22 protein-coding genes and 1 riboswitch are annotated in these 23800 nt (G+C 72.4%); of the genes, 6 read left to right on the forward strand and 16 right to left on the reverse strand.

Annotated elements, in window-relative coordinates:
• Positions 1–67 precede the first annotated feature (67 nt).
• The 3 genes from QQZ14_RS07200 to QQZ14_RS07210 are packed head-to-tail and all read right to left on the reverse strand — an operon-like array spanning position 68 to position 3919.
• Complete coding sequence (locus QQZ14_RS07200) at positions 68–898, reverse strand: SDR family oxidoreductase (RefSeq protein WP_284533553.1); 831 nt, start codon at positions 896–898, stop codon at positions 68–70.
• A gap of 43 nt (positions 899–941) precedes the next feature.
• Positions 942–2540, reverse strand: a complete 1599-nt coding sequence (locus QQZ14_RS07205) for a succinic semialdehyde dehydrogenase (protein WP_284533554.1) — start codon at positions 2538–2540, stop codon at positions 942–944.
• Positions 2537–3919: a cytochrome P450 gene (locus QQZ14_RS07210; RefSeq protein ID WP_284533555.1), complete on the reverse strand. Its 1383-nt coding sequence runs from the start codon at positions 3917–3919 to the stop codon at positions 2537–2539. Before QQZ14_RS07210 ends, QQZ14_RS07205 begins: the two co-directional genes overlap by 4 nt.
• Before the next feature lie 104 nt (positions 3920–4023).
• Between QQZ14_RS07210 and QQZ14_RS07215 the strand changes: the two genes are divergently transcribed.
• Positions 4024–4635, forward strand: coding sequence for a TetR/AcrR family transcriptional regulator (locus tag QQZ14_RS07215; RefSeq protein ID WP_284533556.1), 612 nt, complete (start codon positions 4024–4026; stop codon positions 4633–4635).
• Positions 4636–4774: 139 nt separating this feature from the next.
• Here QQZ14_RS07215 and QQZ14_RS07220 read toward each other — a convergent pair whose 3' ends face one another.
• Entirely contained in the window at positions 4775–5524 is a 750-nt protein-coding gene (locus tag QQZ14_RS07220) for an endonuclease/exonuclease/phosphatase family protein (RefSeq protein WP_284533557.1), read from the reverse strand.
• 313 nt (positions 5525–5837) lie between these two features.
• Here QQZ14_RS07220 and QQZ14_RS07225 point away from each other — a divergent pair, with 313 nt between their 5' ends.
• Entirely contained in the window at positions 5838–7238 is a 1401-nt protein-coding gene (locus tag QQZ14_RS07225) for a hypothetical protein (protein WP_284533558.1), read from the forward strand.
• 17 nt (positions 7239–7255) lie between these two features.
• Here the strand turns inward: QQZ14_RS07225 and QQZ14_RS07230 are convergent, their stop codons facing one another.
• The gene (locus QQZ14_RS07230; protein WP_284533559.1) at positions 7256–8020 is read right to left on the reverse strand and encodes an amylo-alpha-1,6-glucosidase; all 765 of its coding nucleotides are present in this window, start codon (positions 8018–8020) and stop codon (positions 7256–7258) included.
• Positions 7954–8337, reverse strand: a complete 384-nt coding sequence (locus QQZ14_RS07235; protein ID WP_284533560.1) for a winged helix-turn-helix transcriptional regulator — start codon at positions 8335–8337, stop codon at positions 7954–7956. Before QQZ14_RS07235 ends, QQZ14_RS07230 begins: the two co-directional genes overlap by 67 nt.
• 135 nt (positions 8338–8472) lie before the next feature.
• Between QQZ14_RS07235 and QQZ14_RS07240 the strand changes: the two genes are divergently transcribed.
• A complete protein-coding gene (locus tag QQZ14_RS07240; protein ID WP_284533561.1) occupies positions 8473–9066 on the forward strand; it encodes an NADPH-dependent FMN reductase in 594 nt (197 codons plus the stop codon).
• A gap of 21 nt (positions 9067–9087) precedes the next feature.
• Here the strand turns inward: QQZ14_RS07240 and QQZ14_RS07245 are convergent, their stop codons facing one another.
• Both QQZ14_RS07245 and QQZ14_RS07250 read right to left on the reverse strand, forming a co-directional pair.
• Complete coding sequence (locus QQZ14_RS07245) at positions 9088–9621, reverse strand: hypothetical protein (RefSeq protein WP_284533562.1); 534 nt, start codon at positions 9619–9621, stop codon at positions 9088–9090.
• Positions 9614–11827 carry an NADP-dependent isocitrate dehydrogenase gene (locus tag QQZ14_RS07250; protein WP_284533563.1) on the reverse strand — a complete coding sequence of 738 codons (2214 nt, stop codon included), beginning with the start codon at positions 11825–11827 and terminating at the stop codon, positions 9614–9616. Before QQZ14_RS07250 ends, QQZ14_RS07245 begins: the two co-directional genes overlap by 8 nt.
• Positions 11828–11994: 167 nt before the next feature.
• Between QQZ14_RS07250 and QQZ14_RS07255 the strand changes: the two genes are divergently transcribed.
• Complete coding sequence (locus tag QQZ14_RS07255) at positions 11995–13122, forward strand: MIP/aquaporin family protein (RefSeq protein WP_284533564.1); 1128 nt, start codon at positions 11995–11997, stop codon at positions 13120–13122.
• Here the strand turns inward: QQZ14_RS07255 and QQZ14_RS07260 are convergent.
• Entirely contained in the window at positions 13106–13807 is a 702-nt protein-coding gene (locus tag QQZ14_RS07260) for a hypothetical protein (protein ID WP_284533565.1), read from the reverse strand. The genes QQZ14_RS07255 and QQZ14_RS07260 overlap by 17 nt on opposite strands.
• Positions 13808–13880: 73 nt before the next feature.
• Between QQZ14_RS07260 and QQZ14_RS07265 the strand changes: the two genes are divergently transcribed.
• Entirely contained in the window at positions 13881–14867 is a 987-nt protein-coding gene (locus tag QQZ14_RS07265) for a malate dehydrogenase (protein WP_284533566.1), read from the forward strand.
• Positions 14868–14901: 34 nt separating this feature from the next.
• Here QQZ14_RS07265 and QQZ14_RS07270 read toward each other — a convergent pair whose 3' ends face one another.
• From QQZ14_RS07270 to QQZ14_RS07300, 7 genes are all read right to left on the reverse strand, one after another.
• Positions 14902–15936, reverse strand: a complete 1035-nt coding sequence (locus tag QQZ14_RS07270) for a hypothetical protein (protein WP_284533567.1) — start codon at positions 15934–15936, stop codon at positions 14902–14904.
• Entirely contained in the window at positions 15933–17030 is a 1098-nt protein-coding gene (locus QQZ14_RS07275) for a phosphotransferase family protein (RefSeq protein WP_284533568.1), read from the reverse strand. The genes QQZ14_RS07270 and QQZ14_RS07275 overlap by 4 nt, the downstream gene beginning before the upstream one ends.
• A 16-nt stretch (positions 17031–17046) precedes the next feature.
• Complete coding sequence (locus QQZ14_RS07280) at positions 17047–17379, reverse strand: DUF3017 domain-containing protein (RefSeq protein WP_284533569.1); 333 nt, start codon at positions 17377–17379, stop codon at positions 17047–17049.
• Complete coding sequence (locus QQZ14_RS07285) at positions 17376–18227, reverse strand: bifunctional methylenetetrahydrofolate dehydrogenase/methenyltetrahydrofolate cyclohydrolase (RefSeq protein ID WP_284533570.1); 852 nt, start codon at positions 18225–18227, stop codon at positions 17376–17378. The genes QQZ14_RS07280 and QQZ14_RS07285 overlap by 4 nt, the downstream gene beginning before the upstream one ends.
• 23 nt (positions 18228–18250) lie before the next feature.
• The gene (purH, locus tag QQZ14_RS07290; RefSeq protein ID WP_284533571.1) at positions 18251–19804 is read right to left on the reverse strand and encodes a bifunctional phosphoribosylaminoimidazolecarboxamide formyltransferase/IMP cyclohydrolase; all 1554 of its coding nucleotides are present in this window, start codon (positions 19802–19804) and stop codon (positions 18251–18253) included.
• Between the two features lie 22 nt (positions 19805–19826).
• Positions 19827–19905: riboswitch (ZMP/ZTP riboswitch) on the reverse strand.
• Complete coding sequence (gene purN / locus QQZ14_RS07295; protein WP_284533572.1) at positions 19902–20525, reverse strand: phosphoribosylglycinamide formyltransferase; 624 nt, start codon at positions 20523–20525, stop codon at positions 19902–19904. Its footprint overlaps the riboswitch before it by 4 nt.
• Positions 20522–21778 (reverse strand): cell division protein PerM, encoded by a 1257-nt coding sequence (locus QQZ14_RS07300; RefSeq protein ID WP_284533573.1) that lies wholly within the window; start codon positions 21776–21778, stop codon positions 20522–20524. The genes purN and QQZ14_RS07300 overlap by 4 nt, the downstream gene beginning before the upstream one ends.
• A 92-nt stretch (positions 21779–21870) precedes the next feature.
• Here QQZ14_RS07300 and QQZ14_RS07305 point away from each other — a divergent pair, with 92 nt between their 5' ends.
• Positions 21871–23709, forward strand: coding sequence for a hypothetical protein (locus QQZ14_RS07305; RefSeq protein WP_284533574.1), 1839 nt, complete (start codon positions 21871–21873; stop codon positions 23707–23709).
• Positions 23710–23800: the final 91 nt, after the last annotated feature.

Raw genomic sequence — 23800 nt, forward strand, 5'->3', positions numbered from 1 at the left:
CTGGGGTGGGACGCGGCTGACGGCGTTGTGCAGCGCTCCCAGTCTGCAACCGGACGACCGATGACGCCTATTCCGCGTTGCGGCGCGCGCGCTCCTCGTACGCCGCCCGGGCGGCCGGGTCGGCCTTGTGGAGCACGTCGGCCGCGCCGTTCATCCGGGCCAGGGCGTCCTGGACCCGCCGCGGCAGCGCCTGGATGGTCTTCGTCGGCCCCTGCACCCACCGGGGCACCCACACCTCGGCCCGCGGCTTGCGCACCACGCTCTCGATCACCGTGGCGACGTCGTCGGCGGTGACCGGCGGGACGCCCTTCGCGGCGGGGACGCCTGCGGAGAGCTCGGTCTGCACCACGGTGGGCAGCACCACCGAGACGTCGATGCCGAGCGGGCCGAGCTCGGCCCGGGTCGCCTCGCTGAAGCCGACGACCGCGAACTTCGACGCGGAGTAGGAGGCACCGTCGGCGACCGCCAGGCGGCCGACCGCCGAGGCGACGTTGACGATGTGGCCGTGGCCGCGCTCGACCATCCCGGGGGCGACGGCCTTGGTGCCGTTGATCGGGCCGTGCACGTTGACGTCGAAGATCGCGCGGGTCACCTCGTCGGGCTCCTTGAGCACCGAACCCAGCGGCATGATGCCGGCGTTGTTGACCAGCACGTCCCAGGGGCCGAGGTGCGCGACCTCGGCGAGGAACTCCCGCCACGACGCCGGGGCGGTCACGTCGAGCCGGGCGGCGACCACGCGGTCGCCGTACGCCCCGGTGGTCTCCGCGGCGAGCTCGGGGTCGAGGTCGCCGACGGCGACCGAGGCGCCCTGGCGGGCGAAGCGCTCCACCGTGGCCTTGCCGATGCCGCGGGCGCCGCCCGTGACGATGATGGACATTCCGGAGATCTGGCGGGTCATGGTCACCTCGGGGTCGGTCTGAACAGGGGTCTGGTGTCGGGTGCTAGCGCACGCGCAGCCGGCGCAGCGCCCGGAGCTGGGCGTTGCCCATCGCGACGAACCGCTCCAGCGGCGTGCCCGGCGGCGGGCCGATCGGGCCGATACGGGAGGTGGCGACGGTCTGGGCGTCGGTGTACTTGCGGATGCCCTCGGCGCCGTGCCGGCGGCCGAGGCCACTGTCGCCCACACCGCCCATGCCGGCCTCGACGGTGCCGGCGGCGAGGGCGGCTCCGTCGTTGATGTTGACCGAGCCGGCCCGGATCCGCCGTGCGAAGGCATCGGCGGACGCCAGGTCCTTGCTGAACACGCTGGCGGACAGCCCGGCGGTGCCCTGGTTGGCGATCCGCAGGGCGTCGGCGTCGTCACGCGCCCGGTAGAGCGCGACGACGGGCCCGAAGGTCTCGCCGAGGCAGAGTCCCATGTCGCCGGTGACGCCTTCGAGCACCGTCGGCGCGTAGGCGTACGGCCCGATCTCGGGGCGCGGCCGCCCGCCGGCGAGCACGGTGGCACCCTTGGCCACCGCGTCCGCGACGTGCCCCGAGACCTTGTCGAGCTGGGCCTGGGAGGCGAGCGGGCCGACGTCGCAGGAGAAGTCGTAGGTCTGACCGAGCCGCTGACCGCTGGTAGCGGCGCGCAGAGCGTCGGTGAACTCGTCGTAGACGTCGGTGTGGACGATGACGCGCTCGATGTGGATGCACATCTGGCCGGTGTTGGCGAACGCCGCGAGCACGGTCCCCCGGGCGGCCTGGGCGATGTCGGCATCGGCGCGCACCACGAGGGGGTTCTTGCCACCGAGCTCGAGCGAGGCGCCGATCAGCCGCCGCGCGGCGCGCTCAGCGACCAGCCGGCCGGTGGCCGTCGACCCGGTGAAGCTGACGAAGTCGACGTGGTCGACCAGCGCCTCCCCGGTTGCCGCACCCGGCCCGGCCACCACCTCCCACACGTGCTCGGGGAGCCCGGCCTCGGCCATCAGTGCGCGGGTCCACAGCAGCGTCAGCGGGGTCTGCGGATCGGCCTTGACGACGACGGCGTTGCCGGCGACCAGCGCCGGGATCGTGTCGCCGACGCCGAGGTAGAGGGGGTAGTTCCAGGGCGCGATGATCCCGACCACGCCCTTCGGCCTCCGCACCTCGCGGACCTTGGTCACCGCCGGCACCGGCGGCCGGACCCTGGTGTCGGCGAGGTAGGCCCGGCCGTGCCGCGCGTAGTGGCGGGCCAGGTTGCCGACCTGCAACACCTCCTGCCAGGCGTGGAACCGCGCCTTGCCCATCTCCCACTGGATCAGGTCGAGCACCTCGTCCTGCCGCTCGACGAGCAGGTCGTGGAAGCGCAGCACGACCGCGGCCCGCGCGTCGTGCGTCAGCAGCGCCCAGGCGGGCTGGGCCGTGCGCGCCGTCTCGACCGCGGCCGCGACGTCGGCCGCGGTGCAGGCCGGGACCTGCGCGGTCGGACCCGCGTCGTACGGCGCGGTCGCGGTCAGCGTCTCGACGCCTCCGGAGACCGGGCAGGCCACCCAGCGGGTCCAGGACGCCAGCTTGCGCTCGGTGACCCAGGCCGGGCGGGCGTCGGAGGTGCGGGCCGGGGCCGGCCGGGTGGCGGTCATCGGGCACTCCCGGTGCGGACGAGGCGGAGCGGCTGGCCGTCCTTGGGGAACGGCAGCGAGTGGTTGTCGATCGGGGCGACGTAGCCGGGGTCGACGCTCCAGCGGTGCTCCCGCAGCAGCCGGTGCAGGATCGCCTTGACCTCCATGCCGGCGAAGTACAGCCCGAGGCACTTGTGGACCCCGCCGCCGAAGGGCTCCCACGCCAGCCGGTGCGACTTGTCCTCGCGCCGTGCCGGCGAGAACCGCTCGGGGTCGAACACCATCGGGTTGGTCCAGTACTCCTCCATCACGTGCGAGAACTGCACACCGACCACCACATGGGTGCCCGCCGGGATCCGGTAGCCCTGCACGGTGGTGTCCTTCACGGTGTAGCGCACCAGCGCCGGCACGGGAGCGCGCAGCCGCAGCGCCTCGCGCGTCACCCAGTCGAGCGACTCGAGGCTCTCCAGCTCGTCGAGCGTGGGCGCGGGACCGAGCGCGAGCGACTCGGCCCGGCAACGCTCCTGCCACAGCGGGTGCTGACCGAGGAGCTGCAGGATCGTCGAGGCGGTGATGGTCGAGGTGTCGTGGGCCGCCATCATCAGGAAGATCATGTGGTTGACGACGTCGTCGTCGCTGAACCCCTCACCGTCCTCGGTCTCGATGTGGCACAGCACCGAGAAGATGTCGTCGGTCCGCGTGGCCCGCTTCACCGGGAGGTAGTGGCGCAGGAACCCGTCGAGCACCGCCCGACCGCGGTAGGCGCGGCCCCACCGGGTGAACGGCACGTCGGCGCGCACGACGCCCGCGGCCGCCTGCACGCAGGCGATGAAGGCGCGGTTGACGCGGTCCATCTCGGCGGGGCTGGTGGCGGGCGCGCCGCCCATGAAGATGTCGGCGGCGATGTCAAGCGTGAGCTGCTTGAGCGCCGGGTAGGCCCGGAAGCGCGGGTCGCTGTCCCATCCGACGGTGCCGTCGGCGATCGCGGGATGCATCCGCCCGGCGTACGCCGCCAGCCGGTCGCGCGTGAACGCCTCCTGCATGATCCGGCGGTGGACGCGGTGCTCGTCGCGGTCGAGCAGCATCAGGCCGCGATGGAAGAACGGGCCGACGACCCTGCCCCAGGCGGGCTCGTTGAGGAACGCCTTGTCCTTGTTGCGCAGCGCCTGCTCGCACGCGTCGGGGCCGAGCAGCACGACCGCGCGGTCGACGGCGTGGAGCGGCGAGACCGGCCCGTAGGTCTCCCACTGGTGGCGGAACAGCCCGATCGGGTCCCTCGTGTAGTCGAGGAGCCTGCCGAGGACCGGCAGTCCGCGGTCGCTGGGCAGCTGCACCGGCACCTCGCGCACGGTGGTCGAGGCGGTGCCGGCCGACGCCTCGAGCGTCGCTTGGTCAGTCATCGAGCCTCCTCGGGCTGGTGTGACCCGCGCCATACTTCATTCAGGAAGGGCATCCTGTCAATGTTCTGCCGCGGAGACCCTCGGGCCCGTGAGATGGTGTCGCCATGGCGGTGCAGGCAGGCGTGTACCGCGGCGTCCCCGCCGCGGCGCGGGTCGCGGAGCGCCGGACCCGTCTCATGGAGGCCACGCTCGCGGTGTGGGCCGACCCCACGACCAGCACCACCATGACCCGGATCTGCGCCGAGGCCGGGCTCTCGGAGCGGTACTTCTACGAGAGCTTCCGCAACCTCGACGAGGCGCTGACGGCCGTCATCGACGCGATCGCGGTCGAGATCGAGGAGCGCGCCCTGTCTGCGGCCGACGAGTCGGGTGCGGACCCGGCCGGGCGGGTGCTGGCCTCGCTCCGGGCGCTCGTCGAGATGCTGGTGGAGGACCCGCGCAAGGGCCGGGTGGCGATCATCGAGGCCGGCGCCATGCCGTCGCTGCGGCAGCGGCGCACCGAACTGCTCCACCACTTCGCACAGCGCTCCGCCGAGGAGGCCCGGACGCTCTCCGGCGGCGCCCGCCGCAGCGAGCACGACGACGAGATCGCCGGCGTCCTGTTCGTCGGCGGCATGGCCGAGCTGATCACTCGCTGGTTGAGCGGGACGCTCGAGGCGACGCCGGAGGAGATCGTCGAGGCTGCTGCGCGCAGCTTCTTGGGGTTCTACCGCTGAGGGGGCCGCTTCCCGGCCGGTCACGGGCTGTGTCGGCGAGCCTCGGCCCGGTCGCGGCTCGGTTGGCTGCTGCACGCGGGCACTCCACCGCGAGCGGCCCGCAGGTCCACTCATTCCGGCCTGCAAACGTGGAGTCGCCTCAGTAGGCGCCCTCTGGCACGGGTAGGGCTAGCACGACGGTGACAGGGACGTGGTCGGAGACTCCGCCGGCCGCCTTCAGGCCGGACCAATCGGCGAAGGTGCCAACCTTCACGTCGAGGACCTCGAGATCAGTGAAGCAGTGATCGAGATGGAACGGCTTGGCTTCGCGGCGGTGCAAGAAGAACGTCGGCTGTGACTCCGAGCCTTGGACCTCGCCAGTCCAGAGGTGGTACGCAGACACAAGACCGTGCACCGCGAGCCGGCTCACTAGCGTCGAGTGGTTACGACGCCTCTCCTTGTCCCAAATGGCGTTCGAGTTGTAGTCCCCGATCATCACTGTGCCGGTGCGCAGTGCCGGTTCCAGATCATCAAGCGCGAGGTGGGCTTGGCCGACGTAGGCGGCCTCGTGCCGTGACGCGCCGAGGGTCCACACCGCCCAGAGGTCGGCCGAAGCACCAGAGGGTGAGGTGATGGTGAAGGGAGTGACGTGCGAGTACCCGGGCACGAGTGGCTGCAACTGCGCCTCGACCTTGTAGCCAGGGCGCGCGAAGACGAGTACACCCTTCGCGTACTCCGGCCGAGCGACGTAGTGGGTCATGCTGCCTGGCGGCAGCAGTCCTGCGTACCGGTCGACCGGCTCCGCCTCCTGGATCACATAGACGTCGGCGTCGAGCGCCAACGCCCGCCCAATCTTCTCCCTGAAGGCACCCGCACAATTCCAACTGACGACTCGAAGCGGCTCACCCACGATGCAACACTCTGCACCCTGCACAGAGGGGATGAGGCCGTTTCCAGAATCCCCGGTTGCTGCGGCGGGACGACGCCTGATTGAGTCCGTATCCCGTCTGTGCACTGGTCCGAGCGACCGGTCCCACCGCGTCTTACCTATGCGCCACGGTCGACCTGTGGGGTCTCGTCGGACGTCGTGGTAGCGGCTTCCGCGACTGCGTCTCCCTAGCCGACTGGCCGCGACCTGCGAGGCTCCGCAACCACCAGACGCAACGATCCACAGACTCCTGCTAGGTATTGTTTTCAAACATCTGTTCGGTTAAGGTAACAGCATGTCCCTCCCGATCTGCGACCTCGATGCCGCCGGCGTGCTCGCCGCGAGCGAGGGTGCGCTGCGTCGGCGTCGCGAGGCGCAGGTCGAGGACCTGCTGCTGATGCTGCAGTGGGCGGACCTGCACGGCGCGGACCCGCAGGAGCAGCCGGGGGCGGTGCCGGCCCGACGTGGCGGGGACCGGCTGGTCGAGCTCGGCGCGGACGGCACTCCCCTGGTTCAGGAGCTGTGCGTCCACGAGCTCGCCATCGCCCGCCAGACTCATCCCGCCTCGACGCGTGCCACGCTCGGGGACGTGCTGGACCTGCGGCACCGCCTGCCGCTGACGTGGGCTCAGGTGGTCGCGCTGGAGTGTGAGCCGTGGGTGGCGTGCAAGGTGGCCCGGATGTCGCGCCGCCTCGACCGCGACCAGGTCGGCATCGTCGACCAGGCGGTCGCGGACGCGATCGGCGGTGAGTCACCCGGCCGGGTGCTCACCATCGCCGAGGCCAAGGTCATCGAGGCCGACCCCGCCGCTCAGGTCGCCCGGTTCGAGGAGGGACGGCGCCGCAAGGGCGTGTGGGTGAGCCGCACCGACCTCGAGACCGGCACCCGCAGCGTGTTCTCCCGCCTCACCCCCGGCGATGCGGTGTGGATCGATGCCATGGTCGAGCGCATCGTCGATGCCCTCCTCGCCCGGCCCGACGTGCTTCGCGCCCACCACCCCGACCTCTCGGTCGAGCTCGACGACCTCACGCACGACGAGCTTCGCGCGATCGCGTTCGGTTGGCTCGCCCGGCCTGACGACGTCTGCGCTCTCCTCGGGCTCAAGCAGGACGAGCTCCTCCCCCGCCGCCCTCACGGACGCGCCGTGCTCTACCTCCACCTCCACGAGAGCGCCCTGGCCGGCACCTCCTCGGCGGTCGCCCGGGTCGAGGACCTCGGACCCATGCTCCTCGAGCAGGTCGTGTCCCTCCTCGGCCACGCCCACGTGACCGTCAAGCCCGTCATCGACCTCGACGACCACGTCAGCGTCAACGCCTACGAGTTCCCCGCGACCGTCACCGAGCGCACCCGCCTGCGCTGCGTCGGCGACGTCTTCCCCTACGCCGTCGGCACCAACACCATCACCGGCCGCTACGACGGCGACCACGCCGTGCCCTACGACCCCCTCGGTCCACCCGGACAGACCGGCGACCACAACATCGCCCCACTCTCCCGGTCACACCACCGGGCCAAGACCATCCGCGGCTACCGAGTGAGACAGCTCGGCGATGGCGCCTACCTGTGGACCACTCCCAATGGACTGCGGCGCCTCGTCGACGCAGGCGGCACCCACGAGCTCTGCGCCTCCGACGCATGGCGCCTCGAGCACGCCGACGAGCTCGACGCCGCTATCCAGGCCATGTCTGAGGCGAGCTAGACACCGGCGACGGCGTATCAGTCGGGGACCGACGCCTCGGACTGCACGATCGCGAGCTCGCCACCCTCGAGGTCCACCGTGACCCGCCCGTCGTGACCGACGTGCACGTCGAGCCGCCGGCCACCGGCGCGTAGCCCCCGCAGCGAGTACCCGCCCAGGGCGGCGCTGACCCGGGCCGGGTGCAGCACCGTCCCTGCCGGTACGTCGACGCGGAGCCCGCTCGCTGCGACCAGGGCGGCCAGCGGGGCCGCGGCCGACCAGGCCTGCGGACGGCACGCCGCGGGGTAGGCCGACGGCAGGGGTACGTCGGCGGCCGCGTCCCCGCCGTACAGCTCGGGGAGGCGGTGGCCGAAGCCCTCCGCGGCGGTGAAGAGCCCACGGGCCAGCCGGGCTGCCTGGTCGAGGCGACCCTCGGCCGCCAGTCCGCGCACCGCGATCGCGGTGTCGTGCGGCCACACGGTGCCCCCGTGGTAGGAGAGCCGCGAGAAGCGCGGCGAGTCGGAGGCCAGCGTGCGCAGCCCGAAGCCCGAGTCGAGCCGCGGCTGCTCCAGGACCTCGGCGACCCGGGCCACCCGGTCCGGGGCGAGGATGCCGGTGCCGAGCAGGTGGCCGATGTTCGAGGTGACCGAGTCGACGCGGCGGCCGTGCGCGTCCAGCGCGATCGCGACGTGCCCGCCGTCGGGGGTGTCGACCCAGAACTCGCGGCCGCGGCCTCCTAACCGGCGCGGGAGTCGAACTCGGCACGGGCCGCCAGGATGCGCGGCGTGTTCACGGTGGTCCACTCGGCCAGGTGTGACACGGGCACGCGGAGCTCCCGACCCAGGTCGGTCAGGGCGTACTCGACCTGTGGCGGCACGGTGGCGATCACCGTCCGGCTGACGAGGCCGTCGCGCTCGAGCACCTTCAGGGTCGAGGAGAGCATCTTCTGGCTGATCTCGCCGACGTGGCGCCGCAGCTCGTTGAAGCGCAGCGGTCCCTCGCCGAGGGAGGCGACGATGAGCAGCGACCATTTGTCGCCGAGCCGCGCGAGCATGTCGGCGATCGCACCGCAGGACCCTTCGCCGCCCTCGGGCCGCGCGCACGTCCGGGTGTCGACCACGCTCGCTCCTCTCTGGGGGTAGTCACCTCGAGGTGACCTGGTGCGGTGAAAGTGCCTTCTTGTCCCGATCCGGCGGCCACGGCACGGTGGTTACTACAGGGAACCTACTCCCTACTCGACACCGAAGGAAGCCCCGTGACCACACCGCCCCGCCTCGCCCTCGTCATCGGATCCACTCGCCCCCAGCGCTTCGCCGACAAGCCCGCCGACTGGCTGGAGGAGCGCGCTACGACGCGCGGCGACCTCACCGTCGACCGGCTCGACCTGCGCGACTTCGACCTGCCGTTCTTCGAGAAGGGCGACCTCTACGCTCCGAGCGCGGACTCCCGGGTCCGGGCGTGGCAGGAGGCGATCGGCAGGTACGACGGCTACCTGTTCGTGGTCGCCGAGTACAACCACGCCATGACCGCGGTGCTCAAGAACGCGCTCGACCAGGCGACCGTCGAGTGGCGGCGCAAGCCGTTCTCCGCATTCGGCTACGGCAGCGTCGGCGGCGCCCGGGCCGTGGAGAACCTGCGCACCGCGGCGATCGAGCTGCAGATGGTGCCCTCGAAGTTCTCGGCGCACCTCGGCGGCGGCGACCTCTTCCGGGTCCACCCGTTCGGCGGAAACGGCCCGATGAGCGACATCGCCGAGGCGATCACCCCCTCGGTCGACGCGATGTTCGACGACCTGGCGTGGTGGGCCACGGTCCTGCGCGAGGCGCGCGCCGTGCCCGCAGCGGCCTGAGCCCACCGTCTGGTCTGCCGGTCAGTCCGCGACCGTCACCTCGGACTGCACGATCGCGACCTCACCGCTCTCAGGCAGGCAGGGCTGTCCGGCGAAGGTGCCGACGGGCCCGTAGCCACCGCCCATCGAGACCCGGTCGCCGTCGTGCGCGACCGTCCGGCCGGCGCCGTCGAGCAGGGTGAGCCGCTCGCCGTCGCGGACCGCCTTGAAGCCCGCGGGCCACACCGGCCAGATCTGTCCCGGGTCGGCGCCGTCCTGCCCGGCCTCGAGGTAGACGCAGTGGTCGTCGTCGAGGCGCAGCACGCCCTGGATCTGGGCGCCGTCCCCACCCCCTCCCGGTGTCCATCCGGACACCGGGAGCCGGACCGTCGTGCCGCTGCCGGTCTCGTCGCCGGCAGAGACCAGCGAGACCACGCCGAACGCGATCGCGGCGATGAGGAACGGCAGCACCGCGATGATCGCGTACCCCCGCTTGCTCAGCGCCTCGGGGCGGGACCAGCGGTCGTAGGGCTGGTCCCGCTCCTGCGGCGTCTGCTCGTCGACCGGCTCAGCCAAGGGACGCCAGCGCCTCGTTGAACGTCGCCGAGGGCCGCATCACCGCGGACGCCTTGGCCTCGTCGGGCCGGTAGTAGCCGCCGATGTCGGCCGGCGAGCCCTGCACGGCGATCAGCTCGTCGACGATCTGCTGCTCGTGGTCGGCCAGCGTCTGGGCGAGGGGCTTGAACGCGCCGGCGAGCTCGGCGTCGTCGGACTGGTTCGCGAGCTCCTGCGCCCAGTAGAGCGCGAGGTAGAAGTGCGAGCCGCGGTTGTCGATGCCGCCGACCTTGCGGGTCGGCGACTTGTCCCGGTCGAGGAACGTGCCCGTCGCACGGTCGAGGGTGTCGGCGAGGACCTGGGCGCGCGGGTTGTCGGCGTACCCGGCGAGGTGCTCGAAGGACGCCGCGAGCGCGAAGAACTCGCCCAGGCTGTCCCAGCGCAGGTAGTTCTCCTTGACCAGCTGCTGCACGTGCTTGGGCGCCGAGCCGCCCGCACCGGTCTCGAAGAGACCGCCGCCGGCCATCAGCGGTACGACGGAGAGCATCTTCGCCGAGGTGCCGAGCTCGAGGATCGGGAACAGGTCGGTGTTGTAGTCGCGCAGCACGTTGCCGGTCACCGAGATGGTGTCCTCGCCACGGCGCAGCCGCTCGAGGGAGAACGCGGTGGCGAGCTCGGGGGTCAGGATCTTGATGTCCAGGCCCTCGGTGTCGTGGTCGGCCAGGTAGGCGTTGACCTTGGCGATCAGGCAGGCGTCGTGGGCACGGCTCTCGTCGAGCCAGAACACCGCCGGGACGCCGGTGGCGCGGGCCCGGGTCACGGCGAGCTTGACCCAGTCGCGGATCGGGGCGTCCTTGGTCTGGCAGGCGCGCCAGATGTCACCGGCCTCGACGTCGTGCTCGAGCAGGGTGGCACCGGAGCCGTCGACCACGCGCACCGTGCCGGCGGCGGGGATCTCGAAGGTCTTGTCGTGCGAGCCGTACTCCTCGGCCGCCTGGGCCATCAGGCCGACGTTGGGCACCGAGCCCATCGTGGCCGGGTCGAACGCGCCGTGCTCGCGGCAGTCGTCGATCACGGTCTGGTAGACGCCGGCGTAGGAGGAGTCCGGGATCACCGCGAGCGTGTCGTGCTCCTGCCCGTCGGCACCCCACATGTGGCCCGAGGTGCGGATCATGGCGGGCATCGAGGCGTCCACGATCACGTCGGAGGGGACGTGGAGGTTGGTGATGCCGCGGTCGGAGTCGACCATCGCGAGCGGCGGCCCGTCGACCAGCGCCTGCTCGAACGCCGCCTTGATCTCGGCGCCGTTCGACAGCTTGTCCAGCCCGCTGAGGATGCCGGCGAGGCCGTCGTTGGCGCTGAGGCCGGCCGCGTCGAGGTCGGCGCCGTACTTGGCGAAGACGGGCTCGAAGTAGGCCTTCACGACGTGGCCGAAGATGATCGGGTCGGAGACCTTCATCATCGTGGCCTTGAGGTGGACGCTGAACAGCACGCCCTCGGCCTTGGCGCGGGCGATCGCGTTGCGCAGGAAGCCGTGCAGGTGGGCGACCTGGAGGACCGTGGCGTCGACGACCTCGCCGGCCAGCACCGGGAGGGAGTCCTTGAGCACGGTGGTGGTGCCGTCCTCGGCCTCGAGCTCGATGCGCAGCGTGTCGTCGGCGGGGATCACCACGGACTTCTCGTTGCTCTTGAAGTCGTGCTCGCCCATCGTGGCGACGTTGGTCTTGGAGTCGGGGCTCCACGCACCCATGCGGTGGGGGTAGGCCTTCGCGTAGTTCTTGACCGACGCCGGCGCCCGGCGGTCGGAGTTGCCCTGTCGGAGCACGGGGTTGACCGCGGAGCCCTTGACCCGGTCGTAGCGGGTCCGGACGTCCTTCTCCTCGTCGGACTGCGGGGACTCGGGGTAGTCCGGCAGGTCGAAGCCCTGGTCCTGGAGCTCCTTGATCGCGGCCTTGAGCTGGGGCGTCGAGGCCGAGACGTTGGGCAGCTTGATGATGTTGGCCTCGGGCCGCTTGGCGAGCTCGCCGAGCTCGGCCAGCGCGTCGTCCTGGCGCTGCTCGTCGGTCAGCCGCTCGGGGAACTGGGCGATGATCCGGCCCGCCAGCGAGATGTCGCGGGTCTCCACCTCCACACCGGCCTTCGCGGCGTACGCCTGGATGATCGGCAGGAACGAGTACGTCGCGAGCAGCGGCGCCTCGTCGGTGTGGGTATAGATGATCGTGGCCATGCGCGACGACTCCTGAAGCTCGGGAAAGTTCCTTGACGTCAAGATACCTGACGGGTGCGACAGACCCACCTTCGCACCGGCTCGCGAGGCAGGTCCAGCCGGGTCAGAGCGTGGGTAGAGTGCTGTCGCCGCGTCCGCGGGGGACGCGCGAGCGAGGGAGTGAGAACGTGGCCGACTCCGTGCACCAGTCCGTTGCCCAACCCGTTGCCGAGTCGGAGGTGCAGGCGGTCGACGCGGCCGCCCGGCCCACCCTCCGGCAGCAGCTCGCCGCCGAGGTGATCGGCACGTTCGTGCTCGTGTTCTTCGGGTGCGGCTCGATCACCTACGCCTCCGAGCTCGACGCGAGAAGCACCCTGACCACGGTCGGCCTCACCTTCGGTCTGGCGGTCATGGTCATGGTCTACGCGTTCGGTCGGGTGTCCGGTGCGCACTTCAACCCCGCGGTCTCGGTCGGAGCGGCTGTGGGCGGCCGGATGGCGTGGCGCCAGGTCGCGTTCTACGTGCTCGCCCAGCTGGCCGGCGCCTTCCTCGCCGCACTCGTGCTCTTCTTGCTGATGCAGGGCTTCGAGAGCTTCGACGCCGAGGGCCACATGGGTCAGAACTTCTTCGGCGACCAGGGCAGCGGCTACGCGTGGTGGGCGGCGTTCCTGCTGGAGCTGCTGCTGACCGCGGTCTTCGTGACGGTGATCCTCGCGGTCACCGACGAGCGCAACGAGCACCCGGCGCTCGCGCCGCTCGCGATCGGCCTGACGCTGGCCGCCATCCACTTCGTCGCGATCCCGGCCACCGGCACCTCGGTCAACCCGGCCCGCTCGATCGGTCCGGCGCTGTTCGCGGGTCCCGACGCGATCATCCAGCTGTGGCTGTTCATCCTGGCGCCGCTGCTCGGGGCCGCGGCCGCCGGCGCCGGCTACCCGCTGCTCTTCGGTCGCGCGAGCGAACCGGTGCCCGGCTCGGGCGTCCGGTTCAGCCGGCCGCGGACAGCGGCCCAGCTGCCCGGCTACGCCGCGCCCGACCAGTACCAGCAGCAGTGGAACCAGGAGACGTCGTACGCCGCCGCCCCGATCGTCCAGGACGGCTGGCAGTGGGACCCGGTCGGTCAGCAGTGGCACCCGGTCGGCCAGACCCCCGAGCAGTGGCGTGCCCAGCAGGCCGCCGAGGAGGAGGCGGCGCGGGCCCGGGCCGCCGAGCACCCGCCGACCGAGGCGGTCCCCGAGCAGCAGCACTGGCCCGACCAGGAGTGGCCCGAGGGCGAGCCCGGCGATGGCGGGACCCGGATCAGGCCGCCGGAGTAGGCGAGGCGACCGGCCCGCTGACCAGCCGGACCGTCCGGTAGCTGCCGGACACCTCCGACGCCTCGACCAGCCCGACGCCGCGGGCGTAGGCCAGCTCGGCGGTCGCGCCGGGGTCGAGCGCGCTGCGCTGCTCGAGCCGCAGCAACCCGTCATACGACCCGGCGGCGACGACCGTGTCCCCGTCGAGGGAGGTCACCCGCGCGGTGTCCTCGGTGACCCCCGCGGCGTACGCCATCCGGTAGCCGTCGCCGATCCGGGGCCGGGCGAGCATGGCGATCCCGGCCTCCGCACCGGCGTCCCCGGCTCGCCAGCTGCCCTCGCGGCCGAACCACCACACGTTGCCGTCCTCGTCCTGGGCGAACCAGTCGGTCACCACTCGAGACGGCTCGGTGCTCACCCGGCTGGTGGTCGCGACGCCCGCGATCTCCGGGCCCGGCGCCACCGTCACCGTCATCCGGTGGCTGCCGCCGGCGTCGGACACCGCGTAGACCCAGGTGTCGCCGGGCTCCAGCGGGAACCACGGGTTGTCGACCTCGGGCACGAAGTCGTCGGGGTCGGGCGACGGCGTCGGGATCGTCAGCTCGTCCACGCCGGCCGGCGGGCTCGGCGAGGAGGCCGTGCCGCAGCCGGCCAGGACGGCGAGACCGGTGAGCACGGCCGCGAGGAGGAGGGCCCGCACCGTCATGGACCCCAGCATCGCAGGGAGCGGGGCCGCTGCTAGCGTCGGGACAGAACCCAGTCGCGTGAAGGAGTCCGTCGTGAGCTCTACCCCGTTGAAGGTGGCCGTCACCGGTGCCGCCGGCCAGATCGGCTACAGCCTGCTGTTCCGCCTCGCGAGCGGCTCGCTGCTCGGCGACCGCCCGATCGAGCTGCGCCTGCTGGAGATCACCCCCGCGCTGAAGGCCCTCGAGGGCGTGGTCATGGAGCTCGACGACTGCGCGTTCCCCAACCTCGCGGGCGTCGAGATCGGCGACGATGCCGAGAAGATCTTCGACGGCGTCAACCTCGCCCTGCTCGTCGGCGCGCGCCCGCGCGGCCCGGGCATGGAGCGCGGTGACCTGCTCTCCGCCAACGGCGCGATCTTCACCGCCCAGGGCAAGGCCCTCAACAAGGTGGCCGCCGACGACGTCCGCATCGGCGTGACCGGCAACCCGGCCAACACCAACGCGCTGATCGCGATGACCAACGCCCCCGACATCCCGCAGGCCCGCTTCTCCGCGCTGACCCGCCTCGACCACAACCGGGCGATCTCGCAGCTGGCCGCCAAGACCGGTGCCGCGGTGACCGACATCAAGAAGATGACGATCTGGGGCAACCACTCCGCCACGCAGTACCCCGACGTCTTCCACGCCGAGATCGGCGGCCGCAACGCCGCCGAGGTCGTCGGCGACCAGGACTGGATCGAGAGCACCTTCATCCCGACCGTCGCCAAGCGCGGCGCGGCGATCATCGAGGCCCGGGGGTCGTCCTCGGCGGCCTCGGCCGCCTCGGCGACCATCGACGCCGCCCACGACTGGCTGTTCGGCAGCGCCGAGGGCGACTGGGTGTCGATGGCCGTGGTCTCCGACGGCTCGTACGGCGTCCCCGAGGGCCTGATCTCCTCCTTCCCCGTCACCACCAAGGACGGCGACTGGGAGATCGTCCAGGGCCTCGAGATCGACGACTTCTCGCGCGCCAAGATCGACGCCTCGACCGCGGAGCTCGCCGATGAGCGCGCAGCCGTGACGGAGCTGGGCCTGATCTGAGGACCCGCTCTCGGAGCAACCGACTCGGCCGAGGTCAGCCGCCCAGCAGGGTGGTGACCTCGGCCGAGTCGTAGAACGGGGCGAGCTGGGCGCGGACGATCCGCTCCAGCGCCCCCGCCTCTCGCAGCGCGTCGACGACCGGCGGCGCGACGCGCGCCACCTCGGCGACCACGTCGGCACGGTCCAGGTCGAGCTCGTCGAGCAGCTCGGCGGGACTGTAGCCGCCGAACCGGTGGAAGAACGCGTCCACGAGAGCCGCCGTGAGCCCGGCGGCCGCCTCGGCAGCGGCCGCGGTCGCCACCAGATCGTGCGCCGCGTCCACGACCCCGGTGAGCTCCTCCCGGGCGACGCTTCCGCTCAGCCCCGCGGCCGGCTGGCGGGCGACCAGGTCCCAGACCTGCAGCACCGCCTCGCGGGTCGTCGGGTCGCGGACGGTCTCGACGATGATCTTGTTCAGGCGGCGTACGGCGAACGTGCCGCCCTTGCCGACCGTGTCGCCGATCAGCCCCTCGAACTGCTTGTCCGCAGCGCCCATCATCTTCGACGCCGCCGTGGTGCCGAACGACATCAGTGACCCCAGCCCGGGGACGCGGTCGGTGACGGCCTTATTGGCCTGCAGGACCTCGCCGACGATGCGGCCCATGAAGCGCGATGCGACGGTGCCGACCAGGGGACTCTCGGTGAGCCGCTCCAGGCCGCGCTCGAGCACGGGGCTCAGCGCGATCAGCTCGTCGAGGAGCGCCGCGACCTGCTCCCGGTCGGCCAGCTCGCCGAGGGGGAACGCCTCGGCGGGGCCGTCGTACACGACCTGGACGGCGAGCTCCACGAGCGCGCCGGCGGCGGCGCTCCCGGGCACCTGGGCGAGCACCTGGGACACGATCCGGGCCGCGGCCTCGCGGTCGACCAGCTCCTCGATCGGGTGCTGCTCCGACGCAGCCAGCAGGTCCTCGGCCACCCGCGAGACGGTGGTGGCCAGATCGTCGCCGGTGAGCCGGGCGAGGTGGAACGCGACCTGAGCGTCGAGCAGCCGGTCGGCCAGGGACCCTGTGGGCGGAGAGTCGGTGGTCACGGACCGACGGTACGCGAGGTCTCCTCCGTCATGGCGACGCGAAAGGCCGGAGCCAGGGCCAGTGGGACCGGACCCCACCGATCCAGGAGGGCGTCGTGCAGGTCCCCCGCGAGCTCGACCAGCGCGTCAGGACCGGGCCCTGCGGCGGCCCGGCCCAGCCGGTGCAGGACGAACGCCCGCCGGGCCGGACGCCGCGGATCGATCCCGCGGTCGTCATCGAGGAGGGCGCCCGCGATGAAGAACGCCGGACTCATGACCTGCCAGCCGAGGACGGCGAGTCGCAGGTCCTCTCGGAACGCGGCGTCCGCCATGAGATCGCCCCGCGCCCCGCAGTACCGCTCGACAGCTGCATCGGCCAGCTCGTCCGGGACCGGCCATGCGCACCAGCAGCTCGGCCAGGGTGCCTGCAGGTAGGCCACGTCCCACGCCGCGTGGCGCAGCTGCGCGAACTCGAAGTCGATGAGCGAGACCGCATCCCCGACGAGCAGGGTGTTGTCCGGGCAAGTGTCTGCCGGGGTCAGCACCTCGTGGCCACGTGCCCCGAGCACGGCTGGCAGCGACCGGAGCTCGGTGAGTGCCTCGTCGCGGCCGCGGAGGCCGAGGTCGTCGAGGACGGAGCTGTACCGGTCAGCGGCCTCCGCGAAGTCCCCGGCCAGTGCCCTCGGCTCGAGCCCCGGGTCGCGCTCGTGGAGAGCACCCACGAACGCCGCGCACCGCTCGGGAGTGCTCGCGTCGTGGATCGCGGCGAGGGCGTCGGCCCAGCCGAGGACTCCGAACCTCGCCCGCTCCGTGCGCTCCGCGAGCAGCACGTCCGCGAGGCTCTCCGTGCCGTCCAGCCGGGTCATCACGACGCAGGCGGGGTCGTCGCTCTCGGCGAGCAGCCTCGGCACACCGGCACCCTCGAGCACGACCAGGGCCGCCCGCTCACGCGCCCCGCCGGCGGACCGGCCGGCGGCGTACGCCTTCACGACGTAGGAGCTCGGGCCCTTCCAGGCCAGGGCGACCTCGCCGCGACCGCCCGCCAGCGGTTCCCAACGGTCCCACTCACCCCAGCCCATCCGCTGGGCCGTCATCCGCAGGACCCGAGCGTCCATTCGCGTCTCCTGGGCGCTACAAGGGCTGGTCGGGGATCGAGCCGGCCAGGACGATCAGGGCGACGCCGACGGCGGCGAGCAGGAAGCAGTCCCACCAGCGCTTGCGTACGGCGAGCATGCCGGCGTCACGGGCCGGCAGCACCGCCCGCACCACGGCCGCGAACAGCAGCGCTCCGGCGATCCACCGGATGCCCTGTCGCCACGCGCCGGTCGTGACGATGCCGAAGCCGATCGCGGTGATCGCGACGACCACGAGGTAGAACGCGCCACCGATCGTCGAGGGGTAGCGCCGGCCCCCGTCCTCCGCGGAGACGGGCTCCAGGTCCTCCGGAGGCTCGAGGTCGCTCACGAAGGGGTCTGCTCGGCCATCGCCACGATGTTGGAGAGCAGCATCGCCCTGGTCATCGGGCCGACTCCGCCGGGATTGGGCGACACCCAGCCGGCGACGTCCCACACCTCTGGAGCCACGTCTCCCGCCAGCTTGCCGTCGACGCGCGACACCCCGACGTCGAGCACCGCGGCACCGGGCTTGACCATCTCACCGGTGACGATGCCGGGCACCCCCGCGGCGGCGACCACGATGTCGGCGTTGCGCACGTGGGCGGCCAGGTCGCGGGTGCCGGTGTGGCACAGCGTGACGGTGGCGTTCTCGCTGCGGCGGGTGAGCAGCAGGCCGAGCGGCCGCCCGACGGTGACCCCACGGCCGACCACGGTGACCTCCGCGCCCGCGATCTCGACCCCGTGGCGGCGCAGCAGCTCGACGATGCCGTTCGGCGTACACGGCAGCGGAGCTGCCTTGCCGAGGACCAGCCAGCCGAGGTTGGTGGGATGCAGCCCGTCGGCGTCCTTCGCCGGGTCGACCATGCCGAGCACGCGGTTCTCGTCGCGACCCTTCGGCAACGGCAGCTGCACGATGTAGCCGGTGCACGCCGGGTCGTCGTTGAGGACCTGGACGGCGTCCTCGATCTCCTCCTGGCTCGCGGTCGCCGGGAGGTCGATGCGGATCGACTCGATGCCGACCTCGGCACAGTCCTTGTGCTTGCCGTTGACGTACCAGCGGGAGCCCGGGTCGTCGCCGACCAGGATCGTGCCCAGCCCGGGGCGGATCCCGCGCTCGTGCAGGGCCGCGACCCGGGTCGTCAGCTCGCCCTTGATCGCCGCCGCCGTGGCGGTCCCGTCCAGCTTCTGTGCGGTCACGTGCTCATCCTTGCCCGTCGGGATCAGTGGAAGAAGTGGCGGGTGCCGGTGAAGTACATCGTCACCCCGGCGGCCTTGGCGGCCTCGATCGTGAGCTCGTCGCGCACCGACCCGCCGGGCTGCACGATCGCGGCCACACCGGCGTCGATGAGGATCTGCGGACCGTCCTCGAACGGGAAGAACGCGTCCGAGGCGGCAACCGAGCCCGCGGCCCGCTCCCCCGCCCGCGAGACCGCGAGCCGGCAGGAGTCGACCCGGTTGACCTGGCCCATCCCGATGCCGACCGAGGCGCCGTGCTTGGCGAGCAGGATCGCGTTGGACTTCGCCGCACGGCAGGCCTTCCACGCGAACGCGAGGTCGGCGAGCACCTCGGGCGACGCCGGCTCGCCGGAGGCCAGCGTCCAGGTGGACGGGTCGTCGCCCTCGGCGTCGACGTGGTCGCGCTTCTGCACGAGCATGCCGCCGCTGATCTGGCGCAGCTCGTCCGGCCGCTCGCCCGCGGGGTCGTCGCAGCGCAGGATGCGGATGTTCTTCTTCCCCTGGAGCACCTCGACCGCGCCGTCGTCGTACGCCGGCGCGACGATCACCTCGGTGAAGATCTCGGCGACCTGGCGGGCCATCTCGACCGACACCGGGCGGTTGACAGCGATCACCCCGCCGAAGGCGCTGACCGGGTCGCACTCGTGGGCCCGGCGGTGGGCCTCGGCGACGTCGGCGCCGACGGCGATGCCGCAGGGGTTGGCGTGCTTGATGATCGCCACGGCGGGCTCGTCGAAGCCGTACGCCGCGCGCCGGGCCGCGTCGGTGTCGACGTAGTTGTTGTAGGACATCTCCTTGCCGTGCAGCTGCTCGGCGCCGGCCAGGCCACCACTGCCATCGGTGTAGAGCGCCGCGCCCTGGTGCGGGTTCTCGCCGTAGCGCAGCACGGCGGTCTTCTCCCAGGTCTCCCCGGCGAACTCCGGCCAGCCGTCCTCGGCGGGGACGTACGTCGAGGCGAACCAGCTCGCGACCGCGACGTCGTACGCCGCCGTGTGCGTGAACGCCTCCGCCGCGAGCGTCTTGCGCTGCTCGAACGTGAAGCCGCCGGCGGCGACCGCGGCGCGCACGTCGGCGTAACGGGCCGGCGAGGTCACGATCGCGACCGACGGGTGGTTCTTGGCCGCGGCCCGCACCATCGAGGGGCCGCCGATGTCGATCTGCTCGACGCACTCGTCCGGGCTCGCGCCCGAGGCGACGGTCTCGCGGAACGGGTAGAGGTTCGAGACGACCAGGTCGAACGGCTCGACGCCGAGGTCGGCGAGCTGCTGGACGTGGGTGTCCAGGCGCCGGTCGGCGAGGATGCCGGCGTGCACGCGCGGGTGCAGCGTCTTGACCCGGCCGTCGAGGCACTCGGGGAAGCCGGTGAGGTCCTCGACCTTGGTGACCGGCAGGCCGAGGCCCTCGATCAGCCTCGCCGAGCCGCCGGTCGAGACCAGCTCGACGCCGGCGTCGTGGAGGCCGCGGACGAGGTCCTCGAGGCCGGACTTGTCGTAGACGGAGACCAGCGCGCGCTTGATCGGGATCCGGTGGTCAGACATGGGGGCAGCTCCTGCTCACGTGGAGGAGCACCCAGGCGGTCGATGCTCCCGACGTTTCACTCCCTGGTGGTCACCCACCTGCGCCAGTCGTGTGCGATCACCCTATCCGGACGCGGCGGCCGTCCACGACGAACCCCTCGCGAGCCATCCGCCCCACGGAGTCGACCAGCATCGCGCGCTCGGCGACCTTGATCCGCTCGTGGAGCGCCTCGACGGTGTCGTCGTCCTCGACCGGGACGACCGTCTGCGCGACGATCGGGCCGGTGTCGACGCCGTCGTCGACCACGAACAGCGTGCACCCGGTCACCTTCACGCCGTACGCGAGCGCGTCGGCGGGACCGTGCATGCCGGGGAACGACGGCGACAGCGCGGGGTGGGTGTTGACCATCCGCCCGGCGAAGCGCTCGAGGAAGCCGGCCCCGACGAGCTTCATGAATCCCGCAGAGACCACGATGTCGGGCTCATGGGCCGCCACCGACCCGGTCAGCGCCTGGTCCCACGCGTCGCGGGACTCGAAGTCCCTCACCCGGTGCACGAAGGTCGGGATGCCCAGCCGCTCGGCCCGGGCCAGGCCCTCGATCCCACCGCGGTCGGCGCCGACGGCCACCACCTGCGCGCCGTACGCCGGGTCCGCGCAGGCGTCGAGCAGTGCCTGGAGGTTGGTGCCGGACCCGGAGACGAGCACCACGAGGCGGGCGGGACCGGTCGGGCGGGGCGTCACGCCGTGGAGTCTAGGGAACCTCTGAGATGCGTCCGACGCTGCCACCAGGTCATGAGCACGCCGCCCATCAGGCCGCCGATGCCGAACGCCGTGATCGCGTGCACGAGCACGTCGGACGCGAACGGGCCGACGTCGCGCATCCGGCCCGGGCCGACAGCCCCTCCGGCGACCGTGGCGAGCAGCCCCAGCAGGAGGCCCGCCAGCGCGCCGCCCACGCACCCGCGCAGGGCTCCGTGGTCCCAGCGCAGCGTCGGGAAGCGGCGCTGCGAGCGGGCGACCGCGACGGCGGCCACGAGCGGAGGCAGCGCGAGGAGGTACGCCGTCCAGGCCGGTGTCGGGCCGTTGGCGGGCAGGGCCGCGAGCAGTGGGAACATCGGCAGCGGCCCGAGCACCACCGCGGTCGGGGAGACCAGGGTCTGGGCGCCCACGGTGAAGCCGGGTCCGAGCAGGTAGGACCCGGTGAAGACCGTGGCGTTGGGCACCAGGGTCGCGGTGAGCGCGGTGTAGACCGTGCCGTCGCCGGCGCCCAGGTGGAGCCGCGACATCACGTTGACCGCCGTACCGAAGTCGACGGCCAGGGCGACCGCGAAGACGACCGTCGAGACCAGGAGGTAGCCGCCGAGGATCCGCAGGCCGGCCGCACCGGCGGCGCGCACCGAGACCGGCACGAACGCCGCCCAGATCGCCGCCCGTCCCGACCCGACCGAGATCGCGACCAGGCCGAACGTGACGCACAGGAGCAGCGACCAGCCGACCACGCGCACCAGTGACGGCGCGGTCTCCGCCGTGGCGGCCAGGCGGAAGGTGACGAACGCCACCGCGAGGTAGCCGACGGCGAAGAACGCCGTCGCGGTCGCGACCGTCCAGTCGCGCTCGCCGTCGGCGATGCGGTCGGCGTCGGGCCCGTGCCCCGAGACCGAGTCGCCCACGCGGTGGCCCAGCCGCCACACGGCCCAGGCCGCGAGCGAGGTCAGGCCCAGCGGGACGACGCTCACCGCGACCCCGTCGATGTGGAGTCCGGAGCCGTGGGCCAGCAGCCAGCCGAGCGCCCCCACGCGCAGACCGTCGCGTGGGGTTCCGTGTGCGCCGGCGTCGGCGAGGAACCAGCCCACGACTCCGACGGCCAGACAGATCAGGAGGGTCGCCACGGCCGCTGCGGCCCCGCCGAGTGTGGCGACGAGCACCAGCGGGCGGCGGTGCCGGAGGTCGGCCGGGGTCGAGGCTCGCAGCGAACCAGGCAGCAACGAAGTCATGGCTCGGCCATCATCACCCGCACGAAGCACGCGATCACGGCTCCCACGCCGGTTCGGCCGCGATGTCCACCTCGGTTACCGTGGACGACGCCATGAGGGACCCCGACCAGTTCGACGAGTTCTACCGGGACGTCCGCACGCGCCTGCTGCTGCTGACGTACTGCCTGACCGGCGACCTCCCGTCCTCCCGGGCCGCGGTGCGGGACGCCTTCGTGGTCACCGCTCACCACTGGCGCAAGGTCCGCCGGCTGGAGGACCCCGAGGCCTGGGTCCGGGTCCGCGCGTGCGCGCACGCCCAGCGTCGGCACACCGCGAAGCTCTGGCACCGTGAGAAGGGGCTCGACCCGGACGTCAAGGCCACCCTCGACGCGCTCGGCAAGCTGCCGCTCGTCCAGCGCAAGATGCTGCTGCTCACCGAGCTCACCACCGCGTCGCTGGCCGAGATCGCCCGTGAGGTCGGGCTGCCCCGCCCGGAGGCGGAGCGCGAACTGCAGAGCGCCACCTCGCAGCTCTCCATGCTGCGCGAGGTGCCGACGACGAGCATCCGGACGCTGTTCGACCCCGTCCGCGCCTACGTCGAGGACGGTCGCTGGCCCCGCAGCACGATCATCCGGCGGTCGGGGGCCGCTCGCCGGCGTACCCACACCGTCATCGGCATCGCCGCCACCGTCGCGGCCCTGGTCGTCACCGGCACCCTGGTCACCGACGCGGGTGGCGTCCGTCCCACGCTGGCGGGCGAGCGGGTCGAGGCGCCCCAGAAGCACAAGCCGACACTCGCCCCGACGCCCGAGCCGATCGACGTGCCGGAGGAGACCATGCTCACCGCGGCCCAGGTCGGCGCCCGCGTGCCGGGCGCGACCTGGACGATCACCGGCACCGACGACAACAGCACCGGCGACGGCCTGGCGATGCCCTGCCAGGCGGACCGGTACGCCGATGCCAAGGGTCGCGCCGCCCTGGTGCGTACCTTCAGGTCTTCGGACAAGCACGCCTCCGAGGTGGTGCAGGCCACGCAAGCCTCCGCGACGAAACGGGGTGCGGCCCGTGCCTACCGCACCGCGGTGGGCTGGTTCGCGGCGTGCACCGACGACCGCGCACAGCTCCTGTACACCCGCGACGTCGCGAACGTCGGCGACGAGGCGACGCTCATCGTGCTGCGCACCTGGAGCGACCCCCGCTCGACGGTGGTCGCCGGCGTGGCCCGCACCGGACTGCTCACCACGACGGTCGTCGCTCGCACGCCCGTGGGCCACTCGCCTGCCTCGTCGAAGTACGCGACCCTGCTGTCCGCGGCGGTGACCGAACTCTGCGGCCGCCCCGGCGCCGGCACCTGCGCAGCCGTCCCACGACTCCTCGAGGTCGCGCCGGTGCCGGTGGCGACCGTCCCAGGCATGCTCGCCGAGGTCGACCTGCCACCCGTCGGCGACCTACGCCGACCCTGGGTCGGCACCGAGCCGCGCCAGGCGCGGGACAACGCCGCCGCCACCGCGTGCGACCGGACCGACTTCCGGGCGAAGCCCATGTCGAACGCCGTGACCCGCACCTTCCTGGTCCCTGGCGCCAAGCTCCGGGCCGAGTTCGGGCTCACCGAGACCGTCGGGTCACTGCCGGAGCGCCGGGCGGCCGCGTTCGTCGACGACGTCCGCGACCGGCTGGCCCGCTGCCCGAAGAAGCTGTTCGGCACCCAGGTCGACCGGATCAGCCACGTCGCCGGCAAGCACCGCGACCTCACCGTGTGGCGGGTGACCACCGAAGTCACCGACGAGCGCTCGGTGAGCTTCCTCATGGGCATCGTGCGGGACGGGACCTCGCTGGCCCAGGTCGGGTTCGTCCCGGACCCGAAGGCCGAGATGCGCGGCGCCGCGTTCGTCACCCTCGTCGAGCGCGCCCTGGCCCGGCTCGAGGCGATGCCCCCGCCGAAGTCCGGCTGACCGGGTCAGGCCGACCTGCCGAGGAAATCTCGGCACCCGTGCAACCGTGGTGCCCGGTGAGGCGTATCCCCATCGACTCGGCAGCGAGCCG

The sequence above is a fragment of the Nocardioides sp. T2.26MG-1 genome (assembly GCF_950101795.1).
Taxonomy (GTDB): Bacteria; Actinomycetota; Actinomycetes; order Propionibacteriales; family Nocardioidaceae; genus Nocardioides.

Excerpts from the sequence above, each read along its gene's own strand:
- QQZ14_RS07200 (WP_284533553.1), bottom strand. The coding sequence starts at position 898 with ATGACCCGCCAGATCTCCGGAATGTCCATCATCGTCACGGGCGGCGCC.
- QQZ14_RS07205 (WP_284533554.1), bottom strand. The coding sequence starts at position 2,540 with ATGACCGCCACCCGGCCGGCCCCGGCCCGCACCTCCGACGCCCGCCCG.
- QQZ14_RS07210 (WP_284533555.1), bottom strand. The coding sequence starts at position 3,919 with ATGACTGACCAAGCGACGCTCGAGGCGTCGGCCGGCACCGCCTCGACC.
- QQZ14_RS07215 (WP_284533556.1), top strand. The coding sequence starts at position 4,024 with ATGGCGGTGCAGGCAGGCGTGTACCGCGGCGTCCCCGCCGCGGCGCGG.
- QQZ14_RS07225 (WP_284533558.1), top strand. The coding sequence starts at position 5,838 with ATGTCCCTCCCGATCTGCGACCTCGATGCCGCCGGCGTGCTCGCCGCG.
- QQZ14_RS07250 (WP_284533563.1), bottom strand. The coding sequence starts at position 11,827 with ATGGCCACGATCATCTATACCCACACCGACGAGGCGCCGCTGCTCGCG.
- QQZ14_RS07260 (WP_284533565.1), bottom strand. The coding sequence starts at position 13,807 with ATGACGGTGCGGGCCCTCCTCCTCGCGGCCGTGCTCACCGGTCTCGCC.
- QQZ14_RS07275 (WP_284533568.1), bottom strand. The coding sequence starts at position 17,030 with ATGGACGCTCGGGTCCTGCGGATGACGGCCCAGCGGATGGGCTGGGGT.
- purH (WP_284533571.1), bottom strand. The coding sequence starts at position 19,804 with ATGTCTGACCACCGGATCCCGATCAAGCGCGCGCTGGTCTCCGTCTAC.
- QQZ14_RS07300 (WP_284533573.1), bottom strand. The coding sequence starts at position 21,778 with ATGACTTCGTTGCTGCCTGGTTCGCTGCGAGCCTCGACCCCGGCCGAC.
- QQZ14_RS07305 (WP_284533574.1), top strand. The coding sequence starts at position 21,871 with ATGAGGGACCCCGACCAGTTCGACGAGTTCTACCGGGACGTCCGCACG.